This is a genomic window from Trinickia sp. (assembly GCF_057351765.1).
The window spans coordinates 1-10,275 of sequence record NZ_JBMRBK010000019.1 but is presented as its reverse complement, the minus strand read 5'-3'; the positions used below and the strand labels follow the sequence as shown (position 1 = coordinate 10,275).

9 protein-coding genes and 1 tRNA gene are annotated in these 10,275 nt (G+C 63.4%); 2 read left to right on the top strand and 8 right to left on the bottom strand.

What is annotated here, in order from left to right; all coding sequences use genetic code 11:
- A partial coding sequence (locus ACO1XS_RS03475; protein WP_486390004.1) for a panthothenate synthetase occupies positions 1-246 on the top strand: 246 nt, incomplete at its 5' end.
- 82 nt (positions 247-328) lie between these two features.
- On the opposite strand, the gene ACO1XS_RS03470 is transcribed toward ACO1XS_RS03475, so the two are convergent.
- The 6 genes from ACO1XS_RS03470 to ACO1XS_RS03445 form a co-directional block, all read right to left on the bottom strand.
- Positions 329-404, bottom strand: a tRNA-Ile gene (locus ACO1XS_RS03470).
- A 118-nt stretch (positions 405-522) separates the two neighbouring features.
- Positions 523-2,955: an RNA polymerase sigma factor RpoD gene (gene rpoD, locus ACO1XS_RS03465; RefSeq protein WP_331566541.1), complete on the bottom strand. Its 2,433-nt coding sequence runs from the start codon at positions 2,953-2,955 to the stop codon at positions 523-525.
- A 116-nt stretch (positions 2,956-3,071) separates the two neighbouring features.
- Positions 3,072-4,940, bottom strand: a complete 1,869-nt coding sequence (gene dnaG, locus ACO1XS_RS03460) for a DNA primase (protein ID WP_331566543.1) — start codon at positions 4,938-4,940, stop codon at positions 3,072-3,074.
- A 63-nt stretch (positions 4,941-5,003) separates the two neighbouring features.
- A complete protein-coding gene (locus tag ACO1XS_RS03455) occupies positions 5,004-5,450 on the bottom strand; it encodes a GatB/YqeY domain-containing protein (RefSeq protein WP_440560501.1) in 447 nt (148 codons plus the stop codon).
- Between the two features lie 150 nt (positions 5,451-5,600).
- Positions 5,601-5,813 (bottom strand): 30S ribosomal protein S21, encoded by a 213-nt coding sequence (gene rpsU, locus ACO1XS_RS03450; RefSeq protein ID WP_331566547.1) that lies wholly within the window; start codon positions 5,811-5,813, stop codon positions 5,601-5,603.
- Positions 5,814-5,882: 69 nt separating this feature from the next.
- The gene (locus tag ACO1XS_RS03445; protein ID WP_331566549.1) at positions 5,883-7,100 is read right to left on the bottom strand and encodes a BaiN/RdsA family NAD(P)/FAD-dependent oxidoreductase; all 1,218 of its coding nucleotides are present in this window, start codon (positions 7,098-7,100) and stop codon (positions 5,883-5,885) included.
- A gap of 142 nt (positions 7,101-7,242) precedes the next feature.
- Between ACO1XS_RS03445 and tsaD the strand changes: the two genes are divergently transcribed.
- Positions 7,243-8,268, top strand: coding sequence for a tRNA (adenosine(37)-N6)-threonylcarbamoyltransferase complex transferase subunit TsaD (gene tsaD, locus ACO1XS_RS03440; protein WP_331566599.1), 1,026 nt, complete (start codon positions 7,243-7,245; stop codon positions 8,266-8,268).
- Positions 8,269-8,287: 19 nt separating this feature from the next.
- Here tsaD and folE2 read toward each other — a convergent pair whose 3' ends face one another.
- Together folE2 and ACO1XS_RS03430 are read right to left on the bottom strand one after the other, a co-directional pair.
- Positions 8,288-9,097 carry a GTP cyclohydrolase FolE2 gene (folE2, locus tag ACO1XS_RS03435; protein ID WP_331566551.1) on the bottom strand — a complete coding sequence of 270 codons (810 nt, stop codon included), beginning with the start codon at positions 9,095-9,097 and terminating at the stop codon, positions 8,288-8,290.
- Between the two features lie 138 nt (positions 9,098-9,235).
- Positions 9,236-10,275, bottom strand: a 1,040-nt coding sequence (locus ACO1XS_RS03430; protein WP_486390003.1) for a transketolase C-terminal domain-containing protein, incomplete at its 5' end; no start/stop codon positions are given.

The following is a 10,275-nucleotide window of genomic DNA, read 5'->3' as shown; positions in this document are numbered from 1 at the left end:
GGCACCATCGGAGAAGTGATATCGAAGATACTCGACGAGATGAAACCTGAAGCAGCCTATTTCACGGAGCAAAGCGGGCGCCGTGGAGCCATCCTCATCATCAATCTCGACGAGCCGTCGCAGATTCCCGCATTTGCCGAGCCGTGGTTTCTCACGTTCAACGCTGACTGTGAGTTTCGCGTGGTGATGGTACCGGAAGACCTTCAGAAAGCCGGGTTAGAGACGCTCGGCGCCAAGTGGAAGTAGCGGACTCTGTCGACAAAAAGAAACCCGCAGCGCCTCACGCGGTGCGGGTTTCAGTGATCTTCATGCGACGCGGCCAAATGCTTGGTGGGCCCGGTTGGTTTCGAACCAACGACCAATCGATTATGAGTCGACTGCTCTAACCCCTGAGCTACGGGCCCAAGACAACGAACACGCCAGCCGCTGGAGGCGGCCTGTGTAAGTGCTAAAGCACTAACTCCGGCCGCAAAAAAAGACCCGGTGTTTTCACGCCGGGCCTGGCACTGAATGATACCTCGATCAGTTGCCTTCGAGGAAGGACTTGAGCTTATCCGAACGGCTCGGATGGCGCAGCTTGCGCAGCGCCTTGGCCTCGATCTGGCGAATCCGCTCGCGCGTCACGTCGAACTGCTTGCCAACTTCCTCGAGCGTGTGATCCGTGCTCATCTCGATTCCGAAACGCATCCGCAGCACCTTCGCTTCGCGCGGCGTCAACGAATCGAGCACATCCTTCACGACATCGCGCATGCTCGCGTGCAGCGCCGCATCGGCAGGCGCAACCGTATTCGTATCTTCGATGAAGTCACCCAGATGCGAATCGTCGTCGTCACCGATCGGCGTTTCCATGGAGATCGGCTCCTTCGCGATCTTCATGATCTTGCGGATCTTGTCCTCCGGCATCTCCATCTTCTCGGCAAGCGTCGCCGGATCGGGCTCGAGACCCGTCTCCTGCAGAATCTGCCGCGAAATACGGTTCATCTTGTTGATCGTCTCGATCATGTGAACCGGAATCCGGATCGTACGCGCCTGGTCCGCGATGGAACGCGTGATGGCCTGGCGAATCCACCACGTGGCATACGTCGAGAACTTGTAGCCACGGCGATATTCGAACTTGTCCACCGCCTTCATGAGACCGATGTTGCCTTCCTGAATCAGATCGAGGAACTGCAACCCGCGATTCGTGTACTTCTTCGCGATCGAAATCACGAGACGCAGGTTCGCCTCGGTCATCTCGCGCTTGGCCTGACGCGCCTTCAGTTCGCCGGCCGCCATTTGACGGTTCGTTTCCTTCAGATCCTTCAGCGGCAGCACCACACGCGCCTGCAAATCGATGAGCCGCTGCTGCTGCTCACGAATGGCAGGGATGTTACGCGACAAAATCGCGCTGTACGGATGGCTCTCCTCGACGATCTTGTCGGCCCACTCGAGATTCGTCTCGTGGCTCGGGAAACGCGCGATGAACTCTGCGCGAGGCATGCCGCACTTGTCGACGACGATATGCAGGATCTGACGCTCGACCTGACGGACTTCATCCACCTGTGCGCGCAGCGTGTCGCAGAGCCGCTCAACCGTACGCGCCGTGAAGCGGATCGACATCAGCTCGTTCTGAATCGCCTCTTGCGCCTTCAGATACGACTTCGACTTGTAGCCTTCCTTCTCGAACGCGCGGCGCATCTTGTCGAACCACTCGCTGATGAGCGCGAACTTCTCGAGCGACGAACGCTTGAGCGCTTCGAGCTGCGCGGCATTGGCCGTCGCCTGAGCGGTGCCGTCGTCCTCTTCCTCTTCTTCCTCGTCTTCCTCTTCGACGTCCTCCGACTCGCTCTCGATCGTCTCGGCTTCCTGCGCCGAGAAACCGTCCGTGTCTTCGGCGTTCGGATCGATGAGACCATCGACGAGCTCGTCGATGCGGATCTCTTCGTTCGCCACACGCTCTGCCATCGCGAGGATGTCGGCGATCGTCGTCGGGCACGCCGAGATTGCCATCACCATGTGCTTGAGGCCATCCTCGATGCGCTTCGCGATTTCGATCTCGCCCTCGCGCGTGAGAAGCTCGACCGTCCCCATCTCGCGCATGTACATCCGCACCGGATCGGTCGTACGCCCGAATTCCGAATCGACGGTGGACAGCGCGACTTCCGCTTCCTCCTCGACTTCGTCATCGGACGCGACAGCCGGAGCGTTGTCGTTCAACAGCAGCGTCTCGGCATCGGGCGCCTGCTCGTAGACGGCAACACCCATGTCGTTGAACGTGCTGATGATGCCCTCGATCGCCTCGGTCTCCGTGAAGTTGTCCGGAAGGTGATCGTTGATTTCGGCATAGGTCAGAAAGCCGCGCTCCTTGCCGAGCTTGATCAGCGCGCGCAGCTTCGAGCGCCGCTCTTCGAGCTCCTCGGCAGTGCCCGGCTGGGTCGACGCGAATGCGTCCTTCAGGAGCGCTTTCTCCTTCGCGCGACGGTCGCGCGCCCTGGCCTTCTCAGCCTTGCCCGGGGCAGGTTGCTGCTCTTCGCCCTGAGTTGCGTCGTCATCGACGGGTACTTCGTTCAGCTTTTTCGTCATGGAGTTGGCCGTAGCGGCTTTAATCTCGACTCGCGGCTGTTGGACTTCAGCCGGTTGCACCGTGGATACCTGGGTCTCGCGCACTGCCAAATCGTCCGGCGTGGCAGCCGCACCCCTTACGCTTTTCGAACCCGCCCCCGCCCGTTTCGCGGCGGCAGCTCCCGTCTGCGCTTTGGCGGACGCTTTGGCCGCCTTGGTTACACCAGCCGCCGCGGCCGAAGTCCGCGCAGCCGTTCTGCTCGTGGGTTTTCCGGCTGCGGTGGCCCCGGCGGTCGCGGCCGCGGACGCCTTGCGCACCGGCTGCGCCGAGCCCTTGCCGGAGCCCGGGCTCTTGCCTTTGCCCGCTCCAGCCGTGCCCGCCACCGTCGTTTTCGCGCCTGTCGTCTTTGCCATCGCTTGTCTCGCCTCGCCTGTGCTTGAGCACCTCTGCCCGCTGTCGCCGAAAATTCCTGAAAAATCAAACCACTGAGAACCTTTTATTATAGCACGGGCATGCCAGCCCGCAGCCCTCAGGCACCGAGTCGGCGCTTCATATCCGCCCGCTGGCGGTCGAGCTCCGCATATTCCGCAATCTCGTCCGAAGTGAGCCGCGATTGTCGCGACAAGCGCTCAAGCCGTTGACAACAGGCGTCGTAGCGCATTTTCAGGATTGCCGCCTGGAGCTCTTCGGCCGCGATACGCTCGCGCTCCGTCTGTTGTTCGATAGCAGCGTCGTCTTCCGGGCTCTGCAGCAGCAAATCACGCACGTTTTCATCATAGTCCAGAATTTCGCGGAAAATTTCTTCGAAAGTTGCCGCGTTCGCACCCGTGCGCAACAGGTCGGACAACAGCCGGAATTCGGCCGCATCGCCCAGCGCGCGCGCATGCGTCGCCACTTCGGCGAACAGCTCCCCGTGCGCTTGCGCCGTGAGCGCCTCCTCGCTCGATTCGTCGAGAAGCAAGGCGATGCGCGGATACATGACGAGATTGCGCAACGCGCGCTCCTCGATATCCGTGACGCGCCGCCGGTCCTTGCGCGGCGGCGCCGGCCGCGCGGCCGCAACAATCCGCGAATCGACGTCGCAAAGCGCCGCGACCTCGTCGAAAGGCACGCCGAGCCGATCGGCGAACATATGCATGATCTGGGCGCGCAATGCATTCGGCGGCAGCGCCTGCAAGAGCGGCTTCGCATCGAACAGCGCCCGGGCGCGGCCCTCGGGCGTGTCGAGCTCCTTGCCGGCCAACACTTCGCTCAACATGAACTGCGACATCGGCGTGGCATGCTCGATCTGCTCGGCAAACGCTTCTTTGCCGAACTCGCGCACGAAGCTGTCGGGGTCGTGTTCCGGCGGCAGAAAAAGGAAGCGGATCGTCCGGTTGTCGGCCGCATGCGGCAGGCAGGCATCGAGCGCCCGCCGCGCGGCGCGACGCCCCGCGGCATCGCCATCGAAGCTGAAGATGACCGTATCGGTCTGCCTCAGCAGCTTTTGCACGTGCACCGGCGTGCAGGCGGTACCCAGTGTCGCGACGGCATTCGGAAAGCCCAATTGCGCGAGCGCGACGACATCCATATACCCTTCCACCACCAGCACCGAACGCGCCTCGCGAATCGCCAGCCGCGCCTCGAAAAGACCGTAAAGCTCGCTGCCCTTGCTAAATAGTGGCGTTTCGGGGGAATTCAAATACTTCGGTTCGCCCGATTCGAGCACCCGGCCCCCAAAGCCGATCACCTGTCCCTTCACATTTCGGATCGGGAACATGATCCGCTCGCGAAAGCGGTCGTAGCGGCGCGGCTGCCCCTCGGCGTCGAGCTTTTCGCTGACGATCACGAGCCCCGCCTCCACCAGCGCATCGCTGCGGTAGTCGGCAAACGCGTCTTCGAGGTTCTGCCAGCCGTCCGGGGCATAGCCGAGACCGAACCGGGCCGCGACTTCGCCCGTCAAGCCGCGCATTTTCAAATAACGAATGGCCTCGGGCGCCCCGCGCAACGCCTTGCGGTAGTAATCGCACGCCGTTTGCATGACGTCGGAGAGCGCCGCCGCGGTTTTGTGGTCCGCAAACGCCGGGCGCTCGCCGGGGGCGCCCGAGCCGCCGCGCATCGGCGATGGCTCCTGCGGGACGCTGAGCCCGACCGACTGAGCCAGGTCGTTGACCGCTTCGGGGAACGTCAATCCGGCATGTTCCATCAGGAACCCGATTGCCGTGCCGTGAGCGCCGCAACCGAAGCAGTGATAGAACTGCTTGGTCGGGCTGACCGTAAACGACGGACTCTTCTCGTTATGAAAGGGGCAGAGTCCCATGAAGTTTGCCCCGCCCTTTTTCAACTGGACGTACTTGCCCACCACGTCGACGATGTCGACGCGGTTCAGCAGATCCTGCAGGAACGAATGCGGTATCACGTTGGGCGGCGAGAAGCCGGCGCGGCACGACACCCGGAGCCCGGGCGCCGGCCGGCGCCGGCCTTATTTGGCGAGCGCCGCCTTGACGAGCGCCGAGACGGCCGTCATGTCGGCCCGGCCCGCGAGCTTGCCCTTGAGCACACCCATCACCTTGCCCATGTCCTGCGGGCCGGTGGCGCCCACTTGCGCGACGGCGGCCTGGACCTCGGCCGAAACCTCCGCTTCCGACAGTTGCGCCGGCATATAGGCCGCCAGCACCGCGAGCTCGGCGTTTTCCTGATCGACGAGATCGGTCCGGCCGGCCGCTTCGAATTGGCTGATCGAGTCCTTGCGCTGCTTGATCATCTTGTCGATGACGGCGGTGACCGCCGCATCGTCGAGCGTCGTGCGCTCGTCGACTTCCCGCTGTTTGATCGCGGCAAGCAGAAGGCGGATCGTCGCGAGCCGTCCGGTTTCGCGCGCGCGCATCGCCGCCTTCATGTCCTCATTGATCCGATCTTTCAAGCTCATTTTTCACCCGATGCATGGAAAATAGGGAAGCGCCGCGCGTACCGCCTAGCGCAAAAACCCGCTTGGGATCCTTCCTCAAGCGGGTTATTCGGGCGCTTGTCCGCCGCCGCCCAGGGGCAGCGGGAAGAAAGGCGCTGCGACGAAATTCGATCAGTACAGCTTCTTCGGCAGCATCTGGCTGCGCAGACGCTTGAAGTGGCGTTTGACCGCCGCGGCCTTCTTGCGCTTGCGCTCCGCCGTCGGTTTTTCGTAAAACTCGCGCGCGCGAAGTTCGGTCAAAAGGCCGGTCTTCTCGATGGTGCGCTTAAAGCGCCGCATCGCAACTTCGAAGGGCTCGTTTTCTTTAACGCGGATAATCGTCATGTTTCCAAAGCGGAAATATCACAAAGGTTCGGGAGTATAGCAGACGTTCTGCATAAATGCAGCGACGTGTCAAGCGCCACGGGCATTATCGGCTGCTGCCTCGCCCGCCGCGACCGCCGACGCCCACGCCCACTGAAAGTTGTACCCGCCGAGCCAGCCCGTCACGTCGACGGCTTCTCCGATGAAATAAAGGTCCCGCACCCGCTCGCTCATCATCGTCGACGAGGACAGTTCGCGCGTGTCCACGCCGCCGCGCGTCACTTCGGCCTTTCGGTAGCCCTCCGTCCCGCTCGGCACGAGGCTCCATTGCGCAAAGGCTTCGCCCAGTCGCCGCAGCGATTTGTCGGAGAGATCGGCGAGCCGCGCCTCGGGCGCCACGCCGTGAGTCGCGAGCCACGCATGCGCAAGCCGCCCGGGCATCCATTCCGCCAGCGCATTGCCGATCTGCCGCTTGCTGGCCGTCTTGGCCTCGAGCAGTTCCGCGGCAGGCTCGCGCCCTGGCAGCAGATCGATACGGATCGGCTCGCCCGGATTCCAATAGCTCGAGACCTGCAGCACGCCCGGCCCCGACAATCCCCGGTGCGTGAACAGAAGATCCTCGGCGAACCGACCCTGCCCCTTGCTCGCCCCCGCGGCAATCTCGACTTCGAGTGACACCCCCGACAAAGCGGCGAATGGCGCCCAAACATCCGACGAAAACGTGAGCGGCACGAGGGCGGGCCGCGTCTCGACGAGCTTGTGGCCGAACTGCTTCGCGAGCCGATAGGCGAAGTCCGTGGCGCCGATCTTCGGGATCGAAAGGCCGCCGGTCGCGATCACGAGTGCGCGCGCCCCGATCGAGCCCGCACTCGTCTGAAGCGTAAAGCCGCGCGCATCGGCATGCTGCACCGATTCGACCGTAACAGGCCGGCGCCACGCGACGGCACCGGCGTCGCATTCGGCTTTGAGCATGTCGATGACGGCTTCGCTCGAATGGTCGCAAAAGAGTTGCCCGCGGTGCTTTTCATGCCAGCTGATGCGGTGCGATTTCAGCAGCGCCAGAAAATCGCGCGGCGTATAGCGTGCGAGCGCCGAGCGGCAAAAATGGGGGTTCGCCGAGAGGTAATTCGCCGGCCCCGCGTGAAGGTTCGTGAAGTTGCAGCGGCCCCCACCGGAGATGCGGATCTTTTCGGCCAGCCGCGCGGCGTGATCGATGAGCACGACACGGCGCCCACGCTGTCCGGCGACGGCCGCGCACATCATGCCGGCCGCACCGGCGCCGATCACGGCAATATCATAGGATTCCATGGCGCGCATTTTAACCGCGCCAGGCCGGGTTTCCGGGGCGTCCTGTTATACTTTCGTGTTCCTCGTTCCCTCTGGCGCCGGCGCATTGCGCCACTTCGGTGCGCTTCATCGCACAGCCGGCCCGCAGCTCTCCTCTCGCATCATGCTCGTTCTCGGCATTGAAAGCTCCTGTGACGAAACAGGCCTCGCGCTCTATGACAGCGATCGCGGCCTGCTCGCTCACGCACTGCATTCGCAAATCGCCATGCACAGGGAGTACGGCGGCGTGGTGCCGGAGCTTGCGTCGCGGGACCATATCCGCCGCGCACTGCCGCTTCTGGAAGAGGTGCTCGCGCGTTCGGGCGCAAGAACCGCCGACATCGACGCGATCGCATTCACTCAAGGGCCGGGACTGGCGGGCGCGCTGCTCGTCGGCGCCGGCATCGCCAACGCGGTGGCCATGGCCTGGGACAAGCCGACGATCGGCATCCATCACCTCGAAGGGCACCTGCTGTCGCCGCTGCTCGTCGACGCGCCGCCACCGTTCCCGTTCGTCGCACTGCTCGTTTCAGGCGGGCACACGCAATTGATGCGCGTCACAGATGTCGGCCTATACGAAACGCTCGGCGAAACACTCGACGATGCAGCCGGCGAAGCGTTCGACAAGACGGCCAAGCTGCTCGGGCTCGGCTATCCGGGCGGCCCTGAAGTATCGCGGCTCGCGGAATATGGCCTGCCCGGTGCCGTGGTCCTGCCCCGCCCGATGCTCCATTCAGGCGATCTCGACTTCAGCTTCAGCGGTCTGAAAACCGCCGTGCTGACGCAGACGAAAAAGCTCGGCGCCAATGTCTGCGAGCAGGAAAAGGCCGACGTGGCACGCGGCTTCGTCGACGCGGCCGTCGAAGTGCTCGTCGCCAAATCGATTGCCGCGCTCAAGCGGACGGGTTTGAAGCGGCTCGTGGTGGCAGGCGGCGTCGGCGCGAATCGTCAACTGCGGGAAGCACTTTCCGAGGCCGCACGAAAGCGCGGCTACGAAGTGCACTACCCGGACCTCGCACTGTGCACCGACAACGGCGCCATGATCGCGCTCGCGGGCGCGTTGCGCCTCGCGCGCTGGCCGCAACAGGCGAGCCGCGATTACGCGTTCACCGTCAAGCCTCGTTGGGATTTGTCCTCGCTGCCGCGTTGAGTTGCGGCAGCGCGCATCGTCAATTCGCGCGACGCTTGTCGTGCTCGATGATCGCGTAGGCGCTGTGATTGTGAATCGACTCGAAGTTCTCCGCTTCGAGCGTATAGGCAACGACACGCTCGTCGGCGTTCAACCGCCGGGCCACGTCGCGCACGAGGTCTTCCACGAACTTCGGGTTCTCGTAGGCCCGTTCGGTCACGAACTTTTCGTCGGGACGCTTGAGCAAACCCCAGAGCTCGCAAGAAGCCTCTTCCTCCGCAATGCGGATCAACGCTTCGGCCGACAACTCCCCGACGCACTCGGCCCGAACCGTCACATGCGAACGCTGGTTATGCGCGCCGTACTGCGAGATTTCCTTCGAGCAGGGGCAAAGACTCGTCACGGGCACGAGCACTTGCAAGAACGTACGGAGCGTACCCCCGCGCATCTCGCCGATCATCGTTACCTCGTAATCGAGCAGGCTCGATACGCCCGAAACGGGGGCTGTCTTGCTGACGAAATACGGAAAAGTCACTTCGATGCGGCCGGCCGGCGCCTCGAGCTTCGTCAGCATCGCCGAGAGCATCGTACCGAACGCGGAGGAATCGAGCGGCGTCTTGCTGTCCTCGAGCAGCGCGACGAAGCGCGACATATGTGTGCCCTTCTGCTCAGCCGGCAAATGGACATCGAGGTTCCATGTGCCCACCGTCGCCTGCACTTCGCCGTTCGACATGCGGACGGCAAGCGGATGCCGAACCCCCTTGACGCCGACTCGCTGGATCGGGATTTGCCGTGTATCGACCGAGCTCTGTACGTCGGGCATCACGAAGGCTGCATTCATGTCGTTCATCTTGTGTTTGTCCTGTCCTCTTGAGGCGGCGCCAGTCATGCCGCCCCTCGGCACAGCGCTGGTCATGCCAATAACGAAACATGGGCCGTCGAGGCCCATGTCTGTGTACGGGTGCAACGCGGGCTGACCCGCGCTGCATCAGGCGACGCGCTGCGCCAGCTTGGCGGCAGGTTCGAGGAACCTCGCGCGGATCGATTTCTCGATCCCCGCGCCATCGAGACCGCACTCCGACAACAGCTTCGCCGGATCGCCGTGATCGATGAATCCGTCGGGAAGGCCCAATTGTAGTACGGGACGAACAACCCCATTGGCAAGCAGGGATTCGACGCAGGCCGAGCCGGCACCGCCCATGACACAGCCTTCCTCCACGGTCACGAGCACATCATGCGTCTGCGCAAGCTCGACGAGCAGTTTGGCATCGATCGGCTTGACGAAGCGCATATTGGCGACGGTCGCATCGAGTGCCTCGGCCGCCGCGAGCGACGGCGCGACCATCGTGCCGAATGCGAGGATCGCGATGCGGCTGCCTTTGCCTGCCGTCGACTGGCGGCGAATCTCGCCGCGTCCAACGGGCAGCGCCGTCATCTGCTTGACCGTGGCCACGCCCGCACCCGCGCCGCGCGGATACCGCACGGCCGTCGGGTTCGGCTGCTGCAGCGCCGTGTAGAGCATCTGCCGGCACTCGTTCTCGTCGGCGGGCGCCATCACCGTCATGTTCGGGATGCAGCGCAGGAATGCCAGGTCGTAAGCGCCCGCGTGCGTCGCGCCATCGGCACCGACGAGGCCGGCGCGGTCGATCGCGAACACCACCGGCAGGTTCTGCAACGCAACGTCGTGGATCAGTTGATCGTAGCCGCGCTGGAGGAACGTCGAATAAATGGCGACCACGGGCTTCATACCCTCGACAGCCATCCCCCCTGCAAACGTCACTGCATGCTGCTCGGCAATGCCGACATCGAAATAGCGGTCCGGAAAGCGCTTTTCGAACTCGACGAGGCCCGAGCCCTCGCGCATCGCGGGCGTAATGCCGACCACGCGCGAATCGAGTTCCGCCGCATCGCACAGCCACTCCCCGAACACTTGCGTATAGGTCTTCTTGCTCGGCGCGGTGGACGGCTTGATGCCCTCGGCCGGATTGAACTTGCCCGGACCGTGGTAGAGCACCGGATCGGCTTCCG

What these genes read in the sequence shown, in the direction of transcription:
- rpoD (WP_331566541.1), bottom strand. Translation starts at nt 2,955, where the DNA reads ATGGCAAAGACGACAGGCGCGAAAACGACGGTGGCGGGCACGGCTGGA.
- ACO1XS_RS03455 (WP_440560501.1), bottom strand. Translation starts at nt 5,450, where the DNA reads ATGAGCTTGAAAGATCGGATCAATGAGGACATGAAGGCGGCGATGCGC.
- rpsU (WP_331566547.1), bottom strand. Translation starts at nt 5,813, where the DNA reads ATGACGATTATCCGCGTTAAAGAAAACGAGCCCTTCGAAGTTGCGATG.
- ACO1XS_RS03445 (WP_331566549.1), bottom strand. Translation starts at nt 7,100, where the DNA reads ATGGAATCCTATGATATTGCCGTGATCGGCGCCGGTGCGGCCGGCATG.
- tsaD (WP_331566599.1), top strand. Translation starts at nt 7,243, where the DNA reads ATGCTCGTTCTCGGCATTGAAAGCTCCTGTGACGAAACAGGCCTCGCG.
- folE2 (WP_331566551.1), bottom strand. Translation starts at nt 9,097, where the DNA reads ATGAACGACATGAATGCAGCCTTCGTGATGCCCGACGTACAGAGCTCG.